This window comes from Microtetraspora malaysiensis, assembly GCF_001528665.1.
GTDB classification, from domain to species: domain Bacteria; phylum Actinomycetota; class Actinomycetes; order Streptosporangiales; family Streptosporangiaceae; genus Microtetraspora_A; species Microtetraspora_A malaysiensis.
Genome location: NZ_BBYJ01000014.1, coordinates 99,135 through 116,445, shown reverse-complemented (window position 1 = coordinate 116,445; position 17,311 = coordinate 99,135). Strand labels below are relative to the sequence as shown.

At 70.3% G+C, this 17,311-nt stretch carries 20 protein-coding genes; 12 read left to right on the top strand and 8 right to left on the bottom strand.

All coding sequences use genetic code 11. The features are described from left to right. A partial coding sequence (gene cynR, locus AWQ71_RS19025; RefSeq protein WP_067135011.1) for a transcriptional regulator CynR occupies positions 1–772 on the bottom strand: 772 nt, incomplete at its 3' end. Between the two features lie 75 nt (positions 773–847). On the opposite strand from cynR, the gene AWQ71_RS44430 reads away from it, so the two are divergent. The 4 genes from AWQ71_RS44430 to AWQ71_RS19010 all read left to right on the top strand — a co-directional run bounded on the left by AWQ71_RS44430 (position 848) and on the right by AWQ71_RS19010 (position 2,639). Continuing rightward, the gene (locus AWQ71_RS44430; protein ID WP_281196207.1) at positions 848–976 is read left to right on the top strand and encodes a carbonic anhydrase; all 129 of its coding nucleotides are present in this window, start codon (positions 848–850) and stop codon (positions 974–976) included. A gap of 2 nt (positions 977–978) precedes the next feature. Continuing rightward, a complete protein-coding gene (cynS, locus tag AWQ71_RS19020) occupies positions 979–1,449 on the top strand; it encodes a cyanase (RefSeq protein ID WP_067135009.1) in 471 nt (156 codons plus the stop codon). A 142-nt stretch (positions 1,450–1,591) separates the two neighbouring features. Then, positions 1,592–2,092 (top strand): nucleoside deaminase, encoded by a 501-nt coding sequence (locus AWQ71_RS19015; protein ID WP_067135007.1) that lies wholly within the window; start codon positions 1,592–1,594, stop codon positions 2,090–2,092. A 151-nt stretch (positions 2,093–2,243) separates the two neighbouring features. Further along, entirely contained in the window at positions 2,244–2,639 is a 396-nt protein-coding gene (locus AWQ71_RS19010; RefSeq protein ID WP_067135006.1) for an ACT domain-containing protein, read from the top strand. 35 nt (positions 2,640–2,674) lie between these two features. Here the strand turns inward: AWQ71_RS19010 and AWQ71_RS19005 are convergent, their stop codons facing one another. The 3 genes from AWQ71_RS19005 to AWQ71_RS18995 are packed head-to-tail and all read right to left on the bottom strand — an operon-like array spanning position 2,675 to position 4,710. Continuing rightward, positions 2,675–3,727: an alpha/beta hydrolase family protein gene (locus tag AWQ71_RS19005; RefSeq protein WP_067135004.1), complete on the bottom strand. Its 1,053-nt coding sequence runs from the start codon at positions 3,725–3,727 to the stop codon at positions 2,675–2,677. Between the two features lie 54 nt (positions 3,728–3,781). Continuing rightward, positions 3,782–4,138, bottom strand: a complete 357-nt coding sequence (locus AWQ71_RS19000; RefSeq protein ID WP_067135002.1) for a hypothetical protein — start codon at positions 4,136–4,138, stop codon at positions 3,782–3,784. Positions 4,139–4,161: 23 nt separating this feature from the next. Continuing rightward, positions 4,162–4,710 carry a TetR/AcrR family transcriptional regulator gene (locus AWQ71_RS18995; RefSeq protein WP_067135000.1) on the bottom strand — a complete coding sequence of 183 codons (549 nt, stop codon included), beginning with the start codon at positions 4,708–4,710 and terminating at the stop codon, positions 4,162–4,164. 147 nt (positions 4,711–4,857) lie between these two features. Here AWQ71_RS18995 and AWQ71_RS18990 point away from each other — a divergent pair, with 147 nt between their 5' ends. Then, positions 4,858–5,490, top strand: coding sequence for a hypothetical protein (locus AWQ71_RS18990; RefSeq protein WP_067134998.1), 633 nt, complete (start codon positions 4,858–4,860; stop codon positions 5,488–5,490). An 85-nt stretch (positions 5,491–5,575) separates the two neighbouring features. After that, positions 5,576–6,928: a molybdopterin-dependent oxidoreductase gene (locus tag AWQ71_RS18985; protein ID WP_067134996.1), complete on the top strand. Its 1,353-nt coding sequence runs from the start codon at positions 5,576–5,578 to the stop codon at positions 6,926–6,928. A gap of 25 nt (positions 6,929–6,953) precedes the next feature. Here the strand turns inward: AWQ71_RS18985 and AWQ71_RS18980 are convergent, their stop codons facing one another. Both AWQ71_RS18980 and AWQ71_RS18975 read right to left on the bottom strand, forming a co-directional pair. After that, on the bottom strand, positions 6,954–7,496 hold the full coding sequence (locus AWQ71_RS18980; protein WP_245658360.1) for a TOPRIM nucleotidyl transferase/hydrolase domain-containing protein: 543 nt from the start codon (positions 7,494–7,496) through the stop codon (positions 6,954–6,956). Positions 7,497–7,595: 99 nt separating this feature from the next. Further along, positions 7,596–8,087: an NUDIX hydrolase gene (locus AWQ71_RS18975; RefSeq protein ID WP_281196208.1), complete on the bottom strand. Its 492-nt coding sequence runs from the start codon at positions 8,085–8,087 to the stop codon at positions 7,596–7,598. Positions 8,088–8,240: 153 nt separating this feature from the next. Between AWQ71_RS18975 and AWQ71_RS18970 the strand changes: the two genes are divergently transcribed. Next, positions 8,241–8,996 (top strand): SDR family oxidoreductase, encoded by a 756-nt coding sequence (locus AWQ71_RS18970; protein WP_067134990.1) that lies wholly within the window; start codon positions 8,241–8,243, stop codon positions 8,994–8,996. 84 nt (positions 8,997–9,080) lie between these two features. Here the strand turns inward: AWQ71_RS18970 and AWQ71_RS18965 are convergent, their stop codons facing one another. Then, the gene (locus AWQ71_RS18965) at positions 9,081–9,869 is read right to left on the bottom strand and encodes an SDR family NAD(P)-dependent oxidoreductase (protein ID WP_218001854.1); all 789 of its coding nucleotides are present in this window, start codon (positions 9,867–9,869) and stop codon (positions 9,081–9,083) included. A 79-nt stretch (positions 9,870–9,948) separates the two neighbouring features. After that, on the bottom strand, positions 9,949–11,166 hold the full coding sequence (gene fdhA / locus AWQ71_RS18960) for a formaldehyde dehydrogenase, glutathione-independent (protein WP_067134988.1): 1,218 nt from the start codon (positions 11,164–11,166) through the stop codon (positions 9,949–9,951). Between the two features lie 423 nt (positions 11,167–11,589). Between fdhA and AWQ71_RS18955 the strand changes: the two genes are divergently transcribed. The 5 genes from AWQ71_RS18955 to AWQ71_RS18935 are packed head-to-tail and all read left to right on the top strand — an operon-like array spanning position 11,590 to position 17,251. Continuing rightward, positions 11,590–13,188, top strand: a complete 1,599-nt coding sequence (locus AWQ71_RS18955) for an ABC transporter substrate-binding protein (RefSeq protein ID WP_067134986.1) — start codon at positions 11,590–11,592, stop codon at positions 13,186–13,188. Positions 13,189–13,193: 5 nt separating this feature from the next. After that, positions 13,194–14,198 (top strand): ABC transporter permease, encoded by a 1,005-nt coding sequence (locus tag AWQ71_RS18950; protein ID WP_218001853.1) that lies wholly within the window; start codon positions 13,194–13,196, stop codon positions 14,196–14,198. Next, entirely contained in the window at positions 14,185–15,060 is an 876-nt protein-coding gene (locus AWQ71_RS18945) for an ABC transporter permease (RefSeq protein WP_067134982.1), read from the top strand. The genes AWQ71_RS18950 and AWQ71_RS18945 overlap by 14 nt, the downstream gene beginning before the upstream one ends. After that, positions 15,057–16,130: an ABC transporter ATP-binding protein gene (locus AWQ71_RS18940; protein ID WP_067134980.1), complete on the top strand. Its 1,074-nt coding sequence runs from the start codon at positions 15,057–15,059 to the stop codon at positions 16,128–16,130. Before AWQ71_RS18945 ends, AWQ71_RS18940 begins: the two co-directional genes overlap by 4 nt. Next, the gene (locus AWQ71_RS18935) at positions 16,127–17,251 is read left to right on the top strand and encodes an ABC transporter ATP-binding protein (protein ID WP_084259042.1); all 1,125 of its coding nucleotides are present in this window, start codon (positions 16,127–16,129) and stop codon (positions 17,249–17,251) included. Before AWQ71_RS18940 ends, AWQ71_RS18935 begins: the two co-directional genes overlap by 4 nt. Positions 17,252–17,311 lie beyond the last annotated feature (60 nt).

Here is a 17,311-nt window from a genome sequence, read left to right as displayed (position 1 = left end):
GGACGGGGGTGAGGTGGGGGTGGTCGTGGGTGATGGCGTCGGGCAGGACGGTGGCCAGCGGGGTGCGCTGGACGATCTCGGTGAGGGCCTGGACGGAGTTGGCCTCGACCGCGATGCGGGGGGCGGCCCGGTGGCGGGCGAAGTAGGCGTCGATGTGGCCGCGGGTGGCGAAGTCGCCACTGAGCAGGGCGAGTTGCTCGTCCTTGAGGGCACGGACCGGTAGGGGTTTGGGCGTCGCCTGGGCGCGCGGGGCGCCGGTGACGAGGCTGAGGGTCTCGGTGAACAGCGCGGTGGCGGTTACGCCGGGCAGGTGGGGGCCGGCGAAGGCGATGCCGAGGTCGAGGTCGTCGGCGAGCAGAGCCGCTTCGATGCGGTCCTGGGTCATCTCCGCCAGGGTGAGGCCGACGCCGGGGTGGCGGGTGTGGAGCTCGGCGGTGAGCGGGCCGATCAGGTAGGCGGTGAAGGTGGGCGTGACGCCCAGGCGCAGGTGGCCGCGGGAGAGGTCCTGGACGTCGTGGACGGCGCGTTCGGCGGCGGCCAGGTCGCGCAGCGCGCGCCGGGCGTGGTCGGTGTAGACGGCGCCGGCGTCGGTGAGCCGTACCGTGCGGCCGGTGCGGTCCAGCAGCTGTACGCCCAGGGTCCGCTCCAGCTGCTTGATCTGCTGGGAGAGCGTGGGCTGCGAGATGTGCAGCTCCTCGGCGGCGCGGGTGAAGTTGCCGTGTTCGGCCACGGCGAGTAGATAGCGCAGGTGGCGGAGTTCGAGAACAGCCATGGGAACGACTATAGATGCCATCAATAGATTCCGTAGCCAATAACTCTTGGACACTATAAGCGCAGGTCATGCATAGTGGATATCGCCTGTGTCGTCCCCGAGCTGATCACTGGCACTGAGCCGGGTGACCTGTTCGTCATCCGTACCGCCGGCAACCTGGTGCCCGCCTACAGCCTCGAGCCACCTGAGAGAAGGACGTACTGATCATGGTGCACGCACAGTTCGACCCCACCGCTCGCCAGGCCCTGGCCGCCGCCGCCGTGGAGGCCAAGACCCGTAAGAACCTCTCCTGGCAGCAGATCGCCGACGCCTCCGGCCTGTCGGTGGCCTTCACCACCGCCGCCGTTCTCGGCCAGCACCCGCTGCCGGAGGAGTCCGCCAAGGCCGTGACCGAGCTGCTGGGCCTGGATGAGGACGCGGCGATGCTGCTGCAGGCCATCCCGACCCGCGGTTCGATCCCGGACCGAATCCCGACCGACCCGACGATCTACCGCTTCTACGAGATGCTCCAGGTCTACGGCACGACCCTCAAGGCCCTGGTCCACGAGCAGTTCGGCGACGGCATCATCTCCGCGATCAACTTCAAGCTCGATGTGAAGAAGGTCGCCGACCCCGAGGGCGGCGAGCGCGCCGTCATCACCCTGGACGGCAAGTACCTGCCGACCCAGCCCTTCTGACGATCCGGCACCGAGACGGCGTCACAGGCGGGCGGCAACGGGGCGGGCCGGAAACAGCCTTCCGGGCCCGCCCCGCCCCGTTCCCCGAACCCCGGGAAGCCGCCTGCCGGCGGCCTGCCACGCCAACCTCCGGAGGACCTCCGTGGACTTCGTCCAGCGCACCATCGACATCGCCCGCCAGAACGTCGCCGAGGGCGGCCGCCCGTTCGCGACCGTCATCGTCAAGGACGGCGAGATCCTGGCCGAGAGCCCCAACAAGGTCGCCCAGACAGGCGACCCCACCGCCCACGCGGAAATCCTCGCCATCCGCGAGGCCTGCACCAAGCTCGGCACCGAGCACCTGACCGGCACCACCATCTACGTGCTCGCCCACCCCTGCCCGATGTGCCTGGGCTCGCTGTACTACTGCTCCCCGGACGAGGTCGTCTTCCTCACCACCCGCGACGCCTACGAGCCCCACTACGTCGACGACCGCAAGTACTTCGAGCTGAACACCTTCTACGATGAGATCGCCAAGCCCTGGCAGGAGCGCCGGATGCCGATGCGCTACGAGGCGCGCGAGGACGCCGTCGAGGTGTACCGGTTCTGGCAGGAGCGCAACGGCGGCGAGCGCCGCGTCGCGGGCGCCCCCACCGCCGCATGACCCAGGTCCGCTCGGGCCGGCGGGCCGTGATGGCCTGGTCCGGCCTCACCGCCGGATCAGGCACGCGATGAGCGTGACCCGCTTGGTCTCCGGGTAATGGCCGGACCCCGGCATGGCCACATGTCGGCCGCGCTTCTGGTACATACGTTCTATGAAGTCACCCACAGCTCAGCGCCTGGGCGTCGTGCCGTCCGTATTCGCCGTCGAGCACCTGTCGCACGCGACGTTCCCCGAGGACGACGAGTGGATCGCGTTGGTGCGCGCCCCCGAGGGCCTCACTGTCGTACGCGAGATCTGGCCGACGGCGTCCGGCGATCGGTGGATCGGCCTGTACGGCGGGGCGAGCCCGCACAGCCTGGACGTGCCGGGCATGCTGGCGGCGATCGTGGGGCCGCTGGCCGAGGCGGCGATCCCGGTCTTCGTCGCCTCGACGTACCACGGTGATCTGGTGCTCGTGCCCGAGCCGAAGGTCAAGGAGGCCGTCGCCGTTCTCGAAGACGCGGGGCACCGGGTGGACACCACACACCTGCGATCGGCCGACATCTAGCCGAAGGCGACGGCCCGGCGGAGGCGACGACTCCGCTAGCGGCCGTGTCGCCAGCGGGAGGTGAACTCGCGCAGGGCGGCGAGAGCGTCCGCGGCGAGGACGTCGGGATGGGCGGCGTCGCGCAGGTTGTGGTCGATCCCCTGGAGCACGACGCGTCCGGGACCGGTGGCGAGGGCCCGCCGCAGGGCCTCGGTCAGCGCGTCCGTGGTGGCGCAGGGCACCTGCGGGTCATCGGTTCCGCAGGTCAGCAGGACGCGGGTGCCGGGGTGGAGGCGGCGTGCGACGTCCGGGGGATAGATGGCGTCGTCGGTGTCGATAAAGCGCCGGTTGACCCCCTCGAACGACTGGAAGAGCTGGGCGACGGGCGCGGGCAGGTCGGTGGTGTCGACCGGGCGATGGGCGCGCAGGTCGCCGATCGCGCGGTCGACGGCCGCGTCGATGACGCGTCGCTGCTCGGGAGTGAGCTGCCCGGCCTCGGTGGCCTTGGCGATCTGGTCGTGCAGTTGCAGAGCGACCAGGTCCAGCAGGCGGAGCGCCTGGGGCTGCAGGAGCGCCAGGCCCGCCGGGCGCGGTCGTACCTCGTCGGCGATCACCAGCGCGGTCATCGCTCCTTCGCTGTGCCCGATCACGGACACGGCGCGTCGGTCGGTCTCCGGCTGACGGAGCAGCAGGGTGTAGGCGGCGGCCGCCTGGCGCACGAAGGCCGGGTAGTCGATGTCCTCCGGGTGGCCGGTGTGGGCGCTCGGGCCGGTCTTGCCGCTGCCGTACTTGTCGAAACGCAACGTGATGATCGTGTCCTCGCCCAGCGCGGCGGCGACCTTCGCCAGGGTGCCCGGCGTCAGCACCGGTGGCTGGTCGCCGTTGCGGTCGGTCGGCCCGCTGCCGGGGAGCAGCAGCGCGGCGGGCAACCGCTGTCCGCTGCGGTGCGCGGGCACATGCAGGGTGCCGTAGGTCCGGGTGCCCTCGACGGTGAACACCACCTCGCGGTCCTCGGCCGGGACGTCGCGCGGCGCGGCGTGCGCGGGGGAGGCGGCGATCGTCGTGGCCGCGACCACGAGCGTGGTGAGCGTGATTCGGCGCAGGGGCATGGGGATTCGCTCCTTTGGGGGAGGTCCGCGTGGGGAGTGGCCGGGCCGACGCGATCAGGCGCGGGGGATGGCGCCCTCGATGAGCGCGACGGTGGCGCGAGGGTCGTCGACCTGTACGACGAGGCGGGCGTAACGCTCGTCGGTCAGTTCGATGACGACGGCCTTGGCGGGGTTCTGCACGTCCCAGAAGACCCACTCGTCGTCGAGGTGGAAGGAGCCTGCGGTGATCACACCGGGCAGGTGCGTCCCCGGGGAGCGGATGCCCTTGGCCTCCCTGATCATGCCGGGGTCGTGGGTGACGCCGCGGACGTTGGACAGTGGAATGGTCAGACGGCTCTTCAGCGCCCAGAGCTTGTCCAGCCCTTCGATGACGACGACCAGCGCGTCGCCGTCGACCTGCACTCGTGCCATGTCGTGCTCCTTATGCGGAAGCGTCAGGATTGTGGGGAGTCGTGGAGGGAAAGGCGCCGCGCCAGAGCGGCGCCCGCCTGCTCGGGCCCGGCGCCGGACGACGTCGTCCTGGCGCGCAACCGGAGCCCGAGCAGTGCCGAGGTAAGGGCACCCGCCAACCCCGGCGCGGAGGTGTCGCCGGCGGCGAGCGCCTCGTCGAGGGCGTCGAGGGCCGCGGTGACCTCGACGGCGACCTCCGGGTCCGTCGGCGCGAGTTCGACCGCCGCCATCAGAAGCAGGTCCAGGGCCGCGCCGTCCCCGTGGACGGCGAGGGCCCGGCGCGCCGCTTCGGCGAAGTCGCGGGCCTCGCCGATCGTGGCGATCAGCGGACGTACCTGGTGCTCCACGTGCCAGCGCAGGGCGGCCATGTACAGGCCGCGCTTGCTGCCGAAGGTCTTGTACAGGCTGTTGCGATGGACGCCGAGGTGGGTGACCAGGTCGTCGATGGAGACACCGTCGTACGCCCGGTGCGCGAACAGTGTCGCCGCCGCTCGCACCACCTCGGTCTCGTCAAACCCTCTCGGTCGGCCCATGTGACGATCATAGAGCGTTTAGGAATGAGCAGTCAAGAACGATCGTTCCTAAAGCCTGGGGCCGTGGAGTTGCCTCCAGAGCGAACTGCGCATTCTTCGCATTCGGGTTTGAAGGGGTAGGTTCCGCCTCGATAGAGTCGCCCTCCCGTGGACGTCTACCTGACCCAGGGCAGAGCAGTCCTTTTCCTCGCACCGTTGGCCATCGCGCTCCTCACCCTGCCGTTCGTCTCGCGGCAATACCGGGGGTTCGGCCAGATCGGCGGCTGGTCAGGGGTCGTCGCCATGCTGGTCGTGCTGTACGGCTGCGGCGTCGTGGCGTTCACCCTGTTCCCCCTTCCGAAGGTCACGCCGGGCTTCTGCGTGGCCAGGGTGGCGCTCGCCACTCCGAAGCTCCAGCTCTTCGGGAGTTTCGCCGACATCGCCCGGGAGAACGTCGGCGCCGGGCTGTTCACCACGCTCGGGGATGGCGCCACGCCGGGCCTGGCGGCCGTGCGCCTCGCGGTGGCAGGGGACGGCACTTCAGGCAGCGAGCCCGCCCACGGCACAGCCCTCGTGGCGGGTGCCGCGCCCGGGGGCTACGCGTCGCGGCTCCGCAGGACGGTCCGCATTTGCCGTACTGGTCCTTTTGGAACAGCGGGGCGTGCTCTCCCGGTGGACCGGGACGTCGATCGTCACCCGCGCGTCCCTCCAGCGGATGATCGAGCAGCCACGAGAGGCGACGCCGCGTCTCCGGTGAACCGGCCGTCGCGGTCGCGTTCGCCGGCGCGGAGTGTGCGTTAGAGCGTCCGGGCATTCGGGCATCCAGCACAATGACCGACAAAACGTCGCCCCCCGGATGCTGTGCGCGAGAGCTGGGGGTTCCACGATGACGCACCGGCCAGACCCGGGAGATGCCGAGGCCGATCGCAGCCAGGAGATTCCGCTGGAGGACGAGTACTCGCGCCGGCGGTTCCTGACGTACTCGGCGGCGGGCGCCGTGGCGCCGTTCTTGATCGAGCAGGCGTCCGCGATTCCCGGCACGACCCCGGAAGCGGCGGCCGGCGTGACGAACTTCGTGGTCCAGCCGACGCCGTCCTGGTACTTCGTCCACCGGGAGAACGGATCGGAGGAGATGAAGTGGGGCCCCGCCGGACAGGCGGTGCTCGCCGGCGGGGCCGAGGGATACGGAGAATTGACGCCCAACGACCGGATGTACATCCACAACCGGGCCCGCCCGCCACGGATCGACCGTCGAACATGGCGGCTCAAGCTGACCGGCGACGCGCTCGCCCGCCCCCGGTCGTTCACGTATGACGAACTGCTGGCGATGCCCCATGTGACGCTGAAGCGGACGATCGACTGCGGCGCCAACTGCTCCGCTTTCTTCCCCAAGCTGCCGCCCGGCGGAGCCGACGGCCGCTGGCTTCCGGTCGGCTACACCCAGTGGCACTTCGGCGCGGTGGGAGCCGCCGAGTGGACGGGTGTGCGGGCCAAGGACGTGTTGGCGGCGGCCGGGGCGGAGTCACCGGTGGACGTGAAGTTCACCGGTCTGGACGTCATCGTCAACCGCAGCTTCCCCGGCGGGACGATCCGCTACTCGCAGGTCGCCTCCGCCGACAAGGTGCTCAAAGACGACACCCTGCTGGTGTACGGCATGAATGGGCGGGACCTGCCGGTCGACCACGGATACCCGCTCCGTCTGCTGCTGTCGGGATGGGCCGCCGTCACCTACGTGAAGTGGCTCGGTGAGATCGAGGTGTCGAAGCACCGCATTCCGCCGGCGGGACTTCAGACAAGGCATGTGCTTGTCGGTCCTGCCTATGCCAAGCCGGTCGCCCTGAGCGTCGGCCCCGTCCGCAGCGCCATCGAGCACGACCCGGAGGTCACACTCGCTCCTGGTGACATCACGCTGCGCGGGCGGGCCTGGTCGGGGTCCGGCGCGATCGATCGGGTCGACGTCTCGGTGGAGAAGCTGGCCTCACCCGGACGGTGGGTCACCGAGATGCCATGGCGCGCGGCGAAGCTGCTGAGTTCGCCCGAACCCTACATGTGGGTGCGGTTCGAGGTGCCCTGGCCAAGGGTCAAACCCGGCCAGTACCGCGTGATGTCACGCGCGAAGGACAAGGCCGGCAACATCCAGCCCCGCCCGGAGGACGTCGTATGGAACCAGCACGGGCTCGGATACAACGGGCACCACCCGTTGGAGCTGATCGTCGTTCCGGACAAGGACATGCCCTGATCCCGGGGGACCGGCCATTACCCCCTCACAGGTAGGCCAGCAGTCCGTCCAGTGGTCGTGGCACGCGATCGAGCTCCAGTGCCGCGACGAACGGGCCTGAGTAGCGGATCTTGCGGCCGCCGCCTGATCCCATGAACCGGCGCAGCTGGTCGTGAGTGCTGCGCCCGCGCCATGTGGGTTGCTTCTGGAGTGTGCGAAACGAGCGAAGCTCGCCCTCGGCATCGACGACGCGTTCAACCGCGGCGGTGCCGAGCGCGCGGATCAACTCGTCTTCCAGGTCGGCCACGCACGCGAAGAATCCGAGCGCCTCCAGATCGCTTCTGCCGAGATCGGACCCAAGGCCGGCCCGCTCGAACCCCCTCCGGAAGGCGCCTTCTTCGCCGACGTCATACAGACCGGCCAGCCGGAGATTGCGACCGGGAGGGCCGAACGTGCCGACGTACGTCCCGATGTTCGTGGCGCCGCCCATCGCCACGACGGAGATGCCTTCGGCCGCGAGGTTTCGGCCCCGGCGCTCGGCCAACGCGTTGACGGCCGACTCATCACTGGTCCCCTCGACCAGGACCACGGTGTGCGTATGGTTCACGCGCTCAGCCTTGCACCGAATCCGGTGAGGTTTGTACCCATTTTTCGGCGTTGAACGATGTCACGACCGGCGGCCATGGGCTTACCTCCACTGGAACGTGTCGTCGCTGAGCGGTGGAAGCAAGACGTCCGCCGCGGAGATGACCGCCCGGGGCGAAGCGAGGGCGGCGGCCTTCACGCCGACGCCGGGGTAAAGATGGATGCCGACGAGTTCCCGGTAGTCGAGCCAGCAAATGTCCCCGTCCTCGAAATCATCGTGCTCGACTGTGGCCAAGCCGCCGCGGACCGCTTCACTGATGAACGCGCGGAAGACCAGGTGGAGCTTGCGGGGGGCCGCGGTGTTCCCCGGCCGGTGGACCATCTGGTCCTGAAGCCAGGCGAGGTGCAGGCCATCCGCGTCATCGAGGTCGAGACGCAGCTCCTCGGCCAGCTCCCGCCGGAGGGCGTCATGGATGTCCTCCGCATGCCCAACGTTGCCACCGGGAATCGAGTAGTGGTCACCGCCAGAGCGGGGCCGACGGATGAGTGCCACCTCGGATCCGCAAAAGAGCAGGCACGCGGTCCGATGCTTGATCCGGGTGAAAGGGAGCTCAGCGTGGCCGGAACATCGCAGCGGAGGGGAGATCTTGAAGGAATCTCGCGGCAGCTGTCACAAGCCTGAAGCTTGTCCGGTCTCAGCTGGCGACCGGGTGCCAACGAGGCGGCCCGGTGGACGAAAGGGAACGCGATGAAGATCGTGGTAGTCGGTGGTACGGGCCTGATCGGGTCGAAGCTTGTGACGAAGCTGGGCGAGCATGGTCACGAGGCGGTGGCGGCGGCGCCGAGCACCGGCGTCAACACGCTGACCGGCGAGGGACTCGCCGAGGTGCTGGCGGGTGCGCAGGTGGTGATCGACGTGTCGAACTCGCCGTCGTTCGAGAGGGCGGCGGTGCTGAAGTTCTTCGAGACCTCCACGGGCAACCTGCTCGCGGCGGAGGCGGCGGCGGGCGTGGGCCACCACGTCGCGCTGTCGATCGTGGGCTCCGAGCGGATGCCGGACAACGGCTACTTCGCGGCAAAGATCGCCCAGGAGAAGCTGATCGAGAAGTCGGGGATCCCGTTCTCGCTCGTGCACTCGACCCAGTTCTTCGAGTTCGCCCGCGGCATCGCCGACGAGGCCACGGTGGATGACAAGGTGCACATCGCGCCCGTGCTGTTCCAGCCGATCGCGGGTGACGATGTGGCCCAGGCGGTCGGCAGGGCCGCGGTAGGGACGCCGTTGAACGCCATGGTCGAGATTGCCGGACCGACCCAGTACATGATGGACGAGTTCTTCCGCCAGGCGCTGGCCGCCTGGGGCGACCCGCGTGAGGTGGTCACCGACCCGCACGCGCGCTACTTCGGCAGTGAGCTGAGCGAGCGGTCGCTGGTCCCGGGTGACGGCGCCACTCTCGGCACGATTCGCTACCACGAATGGCTCGGCCGGAACGCGATCGGCAAGTAGCCCGGGCACTTGTAGCTCACGCGAGGTGGTTCCACACCTGGCTTCGCCATGCGGGGACGCCCTGGACGGGCCGCGCCGGGCGGTTCAGTGCAGGTATCCGCCTCCGTCGCAGATCAGGGATTGTCCGGTGACCATGGCGCCGTCGGGGGAGGCGAGGTAGGCGACCAGGCCGGCGAAGTGCTCCGGGGTGACGAACTCCCGGATCGCCTGCCGGCCCATGGTCCGGGCGAACACCTCGTCGCCGGAGTGCGCGCGGGTGCCGGGGGTCGCCACCTGCGCGGGCATCACCGCGTTCACCGTGATCCGGTGCTCGCCGAGCTCGCGCGCCATCACCCGCGTCATCCCGATCAGCGCGCCCTTGCTCGCCACGTAGCCGAGCTGGCCCGGCGCCCCGGTGAAGAAGGTACGGGACGCGACGTTGACGACGCGTCCGCGATACGCGCTGTCCCGCAGCAGCGGGAAGCAGGCCTGCACCATGAGCAGGGCGCCGACCGTGTTGACGTCGAAGAAGCGGCGCATTTCCTCGGGCGTCGTGTCGAGCAGACTGGCCCGGCCGGAGAGGAGGCCGGCGTTGTTGACCAGGATGTCCAGCCCGTCGAAGCGGTCGGCCACCTCGGCGACGGTGCGGCGGACCTGGCCGGCGTCGGTCACGTCGCACCGCCAGACGCCGATCCGCCCCGGGCCCGCCTCGTCCTCCAGGCCGGGCATCTCGGCGATGTCGAGCGCCGAGACCGAGCAGCCCTCCCTGGCCAGCCGCCGGGCGATCGCCCGGCCCAGCCCGCCGGCCGCGCCGGTCACCACCGCCACCGTGCCGGCCAGCCTGAACGGCTGGGGCCGTACGTCACCGGCGGCGGGCGGGGACAGGTCGTTCACAGGAGACGGTTCCCTTCGGGGGCGGGGCTGCCGGTCGGGTCAGCGAGGGTCAGGGAGGGTCAGGGAGGGGCGGGGAGGGTCAGGCGGGCACCATGCCGTGCGGGTCGATGACGAACTTCCGCGCGACACCGCTGTCGAACTCCGCGTACGCGCGGGGAGCGTCGTCGAGCGGGATGACCGTGGCGTTGACCGCCTCGGCGATCCGCACCCGGTCGCTCAGGATCGCGTTCATCAGGCCGCGGTGGTAGCGCATCACCGGGCACTGGCCGGTGGTGAACGACTGCGATTTCGCCCAGCCGAGCCCGATCCGGATCGACAGCGAGCCCACCTTGGCGGCATCGTCCACCGCGCCGGGGTCGCCGGTGACGTACAGGCCGGGAATGCCGAGCCGGCCTGCGGCCCGGGTGATCTCCATGATCGAGTTCAGCACCGTGGCCGGGGCCTCCTGGGCGCCCGTCCCGTGCCCGCGGGCCTCGAACCCGACGGCGTCCACCGCGGCGTCCACCTCGGGCACGCCGAGGATCTGCTCGATCTGCTCAGCCAGCGAGGCGTCCTTGGTGAGGTCGACGGTCTCGCAGCCGAAGCTGCGCGCCTGGGCCAGCCGCGCCTCGTTCATGTCGCCGACGATCACCACGGACGCGCCGAGGAACTGGGCGGAGTGCGCCGCCGCCAGCCCGACCGGGCCCGCGCCGGCCACGTACACCGTGGACCCGGAGGTCACGCCCGCGGTGACCGCGCCGTGGTAGCCGGTGGGGAAGATGTCCGACAGCATGGTCAGGTCGAGGATCTTCTCCAGAGCCTGGTCGCGGTCCGGGAACTTCAGCAGGTTCCAGTCCGCGTAGGGGACCATGACGTACTCCGCCTGCCCGCCGACCCAGCCGCCCATGTCGACGTATCCGTACGCCGAGCCGGGCCTGTCGGGGTTGACGTTCAGGCACACCCCGGTGTGGCCCTCCTTGCACATCCGGCAGCGCCCGCACGCGATGTTGAACGGGACGGAGCACAGGTCGCCGACCTTGATGAACTCGACGTCCCGGCCGACCTCGACGACCTCGCCGGTGATCTCGTGGCCGAGCACGAGGCCGGCGGGCGCGGTGGTGCGGCCGCGCACCATGTGCTGGTCGGAGCCGCAGATGTTGGTCGAGACGACCTTCAGGATGACGCCGTGCTCGCATACGCGGCCGACGTTCGCCGGGTGCACGCCGGGGCCGTCCTTCAGCACCAGCCCGGGGTAGTCGATGGAGTCCACCTCGACCTTGCCTGGACCGATGTAGGTCACTGCCTTGTTGCCGGCCACGTCGTCGCCTCCTGGGAGATCCGGTTGTTCGGGTCTGGTGCGACGTTAACCAGCCCCGCCAGAAGGGATAACTCGCGAATGACGGCATCTCGGACGGCGGAGTGTCGCGGCGGGGCTACGTCATTCGTCGCGAGCCCGCCGGTTTCCGCTGCTCGGAGGCGGGCGGCGACGACGAGGCTCCGGGCGTCCCGGTGAGCGTCTGAAGCTTTTCTTCCATCCCACGAAAGCCCGCTTTGCCGGGCCGATAGCGCTTGGTCACCCTTGAGCGCACAGCAGTGAGCCAGGTCACACAGCCGGAGAACGGCCGAAGGCGCAGGTCAGAGGCGCCGCCGCGCACCCCCTGGAGAGTTCCACGGCACCGCACCGGCCGCCCGTCGCCGTCACCGAAGCAGGAGGACGCAAGTGAGAACGAGGACCCAGCGAATGGCTGTCCTTCTGGCAGCGTTCCTGGCGATCGCCGCGTGCAGCGGCGACCCGGGCGCTTCCACCGGGGCCGCGCCGGCGGACGAGACGTCGGCGGCCTCCACCCCGCAGAAGGGCGGGGAGATCACCGTTCTGGAGGACTCGGCGTTCGCCGGAAGCTGGCCGACCGGCCTCGACCCCGCGACCAACACCACCGGCGGGGCCAACATCGCCATGATGGGCGCCATCTACGGCGGGCTGTTCCTGCTCACCGCGAACGGCGACGGCGGCGACGCCAAGGTCACGCCCAACCAGGCGGAGAGCTACGAGCTGCTCGACGGCGGCAAGACCGTGAAGATCAAGATTCGCCGGGGCGTCACGTTCTCCGACGGCACCCCGTTCGACGCCGAGGCGGTGGTGTTCAACCTCAAGCGCAACCTCGGCGCGACGTGTACCTGCACGCCCAAGTGGCCGCTGGTCAAGGACGGCATCGACGTCGAGGGCGGCGACACCGTGGTGCTCAGGTTCACCCGGCCGTACGCCTCCGTGATCAACGCGTTCCCGATCTCGAACGTGAACTGGATCGTCTCACCGACCGCGCTGAAGCAACTCGGCGACGACAAGTTCCGGGTGACCCCCGTCGGCGCGGGGCCGTTCACGGTCGTGTCCAACCAGCTCAGCTCCGAGCTGGTGCTGGAGCGCAACGCCCAGTACTTCAAGGACGGCCTGCCGTACCTGGACAAGCTGACGTTCAAGTCGATCGGCGGTGACCAGGCGGCCTACCAGGCACTGCTGGCCGGCCAGGCCCACGCGTACGAGGGGATGAACACCGTCCCGCTGATGGAGCAGGCGCAGTCCGGCGGCCGGCTCACCGTCACCATGCAGCCGCCGACCTCCCCGTATGTGGTGCAGCTCAACTCGAAGGCGACGCCGTTCGACGACGAGCGGGCCCGCCAGGCGATCTATTACGCCACCGACTTCGAGGCGATCGCGAAGGGGCTGTTCAAGGACCGCTTCCCGGTCAGCCAGTCGTTCACCGCGCCCGGCGGCCTGTTCCACCACGACGCGGTGCCCGGTTACCGGGGGCACGACCTGGCCAGGGCCAAGCAGCTCGTGCAGGAGCTGGGCGGGCTGAATGTCGAGCTGGGCACGCTCGGCAACTACGTCGCCAAGCAGGTGATGATCGCGCTGCAGACGCAGTGGCAGGAGGCGGGCATCACCACCACGATCAAGGACTACCAGCTCTCCACCCTGGTCCAGCAGTTCAACTCCGGCAAGTGGCACGCGATGCTGCAGACCGCCGGAGCCTGGGACCCGGCCGGCGGCGTCGGCGTCGCGTTCCGGTTCGCCTCGACCTCGCCGTTCAGCGGGGTGGCCGACAAGGCGCTGGACGACATGTTCGCCGAGGCGGAGGGCACCGTCGACCCGGCCGAACGCGACGCGATCTACACCAAGGCCGGGCAGTACATCAGCGACAAGTCGTACGCGCCGTTCGGCCTCGCCTTCGCCCCGACGAACCTCACCGCCAAGGGCGTGCACGGACCCGGCCTGACCACCAGGATCCCGCCGTTGGTCGTCAACTCCGGGGTGCTGTGGGACGAGGTCTGGAGGAGCCAGTGACGGCGGTGGCCGCCGGGCGTCACCGCGGCGTCGGGGGGCGGCTGTTCGCCTCGCCCAGCGTTCGGCTGGTCGGCAAGCGGCTGCTCATGGCGGTCCCGATCACGCTCGGGGTGAGCATCCTGACCTTCTGGGTGCTCAACCTGATCCCCGGCAACGCCGCCCAGCAGCTCCTCGGCGCCGACGCCACGCCCGAGCAGATCCGCGCGATGGAGCTGCAGCTCGGCCTGGACAAGCCGGCGCCGCTGCGCTATCTCGACTGGCTCGGCGGCGCGGTCACCGGCGACCTCGGCCGCTCCCTGGTGAGCGGCCAGTCGGTGGCCGGGCAACTGGGCGAGCGGCTGGCGGTGACCGGCGAGCTGGTCGCCATGGCGTTCGTCGTCTCGCTGCTGCTCGCCGTGCCGGTCGCGTTGCTGGCCGCCTACCACCCGAACCGGTTCTTCGACCGGCTCAGCATGTTCGTCAGCGTGACCGGGCTGTCGGTGGCCAACTACGTGCTGGCCCTGGTGCTCGTGCTGGTGTTCGCCGTGCGGTTCGCGGTGTTCCCGGCGATCGGGTTCGTCCCGCTGTCGGAGAGCGTCGGAGGCAACCTGCACTCGCTGGTGCTGCCGTCCGCGGCGATCGGCATCCCGATGTTCTGCCTCTACACCCGCTTCCTCCGGGGCGACCTGGTGGACCAGATGCAGGGGCAGGACTACGTGGTCACCGCCCAGGCCAAGGGCGTCGGTCCGTGGCAGGTGCTGCTGCGGCACGCCTTCCGCAACTCTTCTTTCGGGCTGATCACCGTTGTCGGGCTGAACCTGAGCACGCTGATCGGCGCCACCGTGATCATCGAGCAGATCTTCGCCCTCCCCGGGCTCGGCCAGCTCATGTTGCAGGCGATCAACACCCGCGACATGGCCGTCGTCCAGGCCTGCGTCGTGGTGTTCGCCGTCGTCGCGGTGCTGGCGAACCTGCTCACCGACCTGCTCTACGCCGTACTCGACCCGAGGATTCGCTATGGCAGTCGTTGAAGCGCCGCCGGTGCCGGCCGCCGACGCGGACGAGGCCGCTCCGCGGGCGCGGACCTGGACCCGCGGGCTCGGGGTGGCCGTGCCGGCGGCGCTGCTGGCGCTGGTCGCCGGAGCCTGCTTCCTGGCTCCGCTGGTCCTGCCCGTGCCGTCGCCGACCGGCGGCAACATCCTGGAGGCCGGCCTGCCCACCGGCTCGCCCGGCCACCTGCTCGGCACCGACCCCAACGGCAACGACATCCTGTCCCGCATCCTGTACGGCGGGCAGACGTCGCTGATCGTCGCGGTCACGGTGAACCTGCTCGGCCTGGCGGTCGGCGGCACGCTGGGCGCGCTGTCCGGGTACGTCGGCGGCGCGGCGGACACCGTGATCATGCGCCTGCTGGACGTGCTGATCGCCTTCCCGTCGCTGGTTCTGACCCTCGCGGTCGCGCAGAGCCTGGGGCCGAGCCTGACCAACACGATCCTGGCGCTGGGGTTCTTCAGCGTTCCGGCGTTCGCCCGGATCTCCAGGGCGGCCACGCTCAGCCTGCGCGAGCAGCCGTTCATGGCGGCCGCGCGGCTCTGCGGGACGAAGGGGTGGCGGGTGCTGCTCCGGCACATCGCGCCGAACATCGCCCCGCAACTCACCACGTTCGGGATGCTCGGCATGGGTGTCGTGATCGTCATCGAGGGCGCGCTGAGCTTCCTCGGTCTCGGCATCCCGGCGCCCGCGCCGAGCTGGGGGAACATGATCTCGCAGGGGCAGGCGAGCCTGTCCGCGACCCCCATGCTCGTGCTCTGGCCCAGCCTGATCCTGTTCGTCACAGTGCTCGCGTTCAACCTGCTCGGCGAGAGCCTGCGTACGCGGTGGAGTGTCCGATGAGTGTCAAACGAGACGAGGTGCTCACCGCGGACCCGGCGGAGCCGGCCGGCGCGGCCGCCCTGCTCGAGGTACGGGACCTGCGGATCCGGTTCACCAGGGGCGGCCGCCGGGTGCACGCGGTGAACGGCCTGTCCTACCGGCTCGACGCCGGCCAGATGCTCGCGATCATCGGCGAGTCCGGGTCGGGCAAGAGCGTCAGCGCCCGCGCGCTGCTCGGGCTGCTGCCGTCCTCGGCCGAGGTGTCCGGCTCGGCCAGGTTCGAGGGCGCCGAGCTGGTCGGCATGCCCGAGCGGGAGATCCGGCGCAGGCGCGGCCGGGACATCGCGATGGTGTTCCAGGACCCGGCCCGCTCACTCAACCCGACCATGCGGATCGGCGCGCAGATCACCGAGGCGATCCGCGCGCACTCGGGGATCGGCCGGAAGGAGGCGGACGAGCGGGCGGTCGAGTTGCTGAAACTGGTGCGGCTGCCGGCCGCGGAGCGCCGCTTCCACGAGTACCCGCACCAGCTCTCCGGCGGCATGCGCCAGCGCGTGGTGATCGCCATCGCGCTGGCCGGCGAGCCCCGGCTGCTCATCGCGGACGAGGCGACCACCGCACTGGACGTGACCACCCAGGCGCAGATCATGCAGTTGCTGGTCGAGCTGCGGGAGCGGCTCGGCATGGCCGTCGTCATGATCAGCCACGATCTCGGGCTGGCCGCCAGCTACGCCCAGCACGTCGTGGTCATGTACGCGGGGCGGGCGGTGGAGTACGCCTCGGCGCGCCGGCTGTTCGGGCACGTGCGGATGCCGTACACCCAGGCGCTGCTCGGCGCCGTCCCGCTGCTGGAGCGGGAGCCGCACGCGCCGCTGCCGGTGATCTCCGGCCAGCCGCCGGATCCGGCGGCGATCCCGAAGGGCTGCGCGTTCCGGCCGCGCTGCGCGTCGGCGACCGGCCGGTGCGAACAGGCGCCGCCCTTCTCCGAGCACGAGCCGGGGCACTGGTGGGCGTGCTGGCACCCCGCCGAGGACCCGCCTGGCGGCTCTGGCGGCAGCGGTGGCGGCGGCGAGAACGGAGCGACGAGATGACCGAGACGCGCGCGGGCGACACCCCGCTGCTCGAGGTGCTCGACATCGTGCAGGAGTTCGCGGTACGTGGGCCCGGCGGGGTGAAGGGCGCCGTCGTGCACGCTGTGTCCGACGTGTCTTTCCAGATGGGCCGGGGCGAGACCTTCGGCGTGGTGGGGGAGACCGGTTCCGGCAAATCCACCCTGGCCAGGTCGATCATCCAGGCGCCGCGCCCCAAGTCGGGCGAAGTGCGCTTCCTCGGCACGGATCTGATGCGGCTGCGGCGCAAGGCGCTGGTGGAGGCGCGCCGCGACATGCAGATGGTCTACCAGGATCCGTTCGGCTCACTGAACCCGCGCTGGCGGATCGCCGATCTGGTCGAGGAGCCGCTGCTCGGGTACGGCGTGCGCTCGGCGGCCCGCCGCCGGGAACGGGTGCGGGAGCTGCTCGACCTGGTCGGGCTCGACCCCGGCGTGTTCGGCGGACGCCGCCCGTACGAGCTGTCCGGCGGGCAGTGCCAGCGCGTCGCCATCGCGCGGGCCATCGCGCTCAACCCGGCGCTGATCGTCTGCGACGAGGCGGTGGCCTCGCTGGACGTGCTGATCCAGGCGCAGGTGCTGAACCTGTTCGAGCGGCTGCGGTCGGAGCTGGGGCTGTCGTATCTGTTCATCTCGCACGACCTGGCGCTGGTGAAACAGATCAGCGACCGGGTCGCGGTGATGCACCTCGGGCAGCTCGCCGAGATCGGGCCGTCCGAAGAGCTCTACCGGCGGCCGATGCATCCGTACACGGCGGCGCTGCTGGACTCGATCCCGGGCCTGGACCCGGTCACCGGCGAGGCCCGCAGGCCCACGCCCCCGCAAGGGGAGCCGCCGTCGCCGATCGACCCGCCGAGCGGCTGCCGGTTCCGCACCCGCTGCCCGCTCGCCCAGGCCAGGTGCGCGGACGAGCGGCCGGCGCTTCGCGAGCTCGCGCCCGGCCACCAGGTGGCCTGCCACTTCCCGCTCAACTTCCCGCTCGACGCGGACACGACCACCGACACGACCACCGACACGGCCGCGACCACCGACACGACCGCCGGCACGGCCGCGCGCCGTACGGACGCCGGCCTTACGGATCCCGGCGACATTTCCTTTCCGTGACGCGAAAGAGCCGTCGATCACGTGGTCAACGGCCCGGCATAGTGAGGTCACCGCGGCCGA

What these genes read in the sequence shown, in the direction of transcription:
- AWQ71_RS18935 (WP_084259042.1), top strand. Translation starts at nt 16,127, where the DNA reads ATGACCGAGACGCGCGCGGGCGACACCCCGCTGCTCGAGGTGCTCGAC.
- AWQ71_RS18970 (WP_067134990.1), top strand. Translation starts at nt 8,241, where the DNA reads ATGAAGATCGTGGTAGTCGGTGGTACGGGCCTGATCGGGTCGAAGCTT.
- AWQ71_RS18945 (WP_067134982.1), top strand. Translation starts at nt 14,185, where the DNA reads ATGGCAGTCGTTGAAGCGCCGCCGGTGCCGGCCGCCGACGCGGACGAG.
- AWQ71_RS19005 (WP_067135004.1), bottom strand. Translation starts at nt 3,727, where the DNA reads ATGCCCCTGCGCCGAATCACGCTCACCACGCTCGTGGTCGCGGCCACG.
- AWQ71_RS18940 (WP_067134980.1), top strand. Translation starts at nt 15,057, where the DNA reads ATGAGTGTCAAACGAGACGAGGTGCTCACCGCGGACCCGGCGGAGCCG.
- AWQ71_RS18955 (WP_067134986.1), top strand. Translation starts at nt 11,590, where the DNA reads ATGGCTGTCCTTCTGGCAGCGTTCCTGGCGATCGCCGCGTGCAGCGGC.
- cynS (WP_067135009.1), top strand. Translation starts at nt 979, where the DNA reads ATGGTGCACGCACAGTTCGACCCCACCGCTCGCCAGGCCCTGGCCGCC.
- AWQ71_RS19000 (WP_067135002.1), bottom strand. Translation starts at nt 4,138, where the DNA reads ATGGCACGAGTGCAGGTCGACGGCGACGCGCTGGTCGTCGTCATCGAA.
- AWQ71_RS18985 (WP_067134996.1), top strand. Translation starts at nt 5,576, where the DNA reads ATGACGCACCGGCCAGACCCGGGAGATGCCGAGGCCGATCGCAGCCAG.
- AWQ71_RS19010 (WP_067135006.1), top strand. Translation starts at nt 2,244, where the DNA reads ATGAAGTCACCCACAGCTCAGCGCCTGGGCGTCGTGCCGTCCGTATTC.
- AWQ71_RS18995 (WP_067135000.1), bottom strand. Translation starts at nt 4,710, where the DNA reads ATGGGCCGACCGAGAGGGTTTGACGAGACCGAGGTGGTGCGAGCGGCG.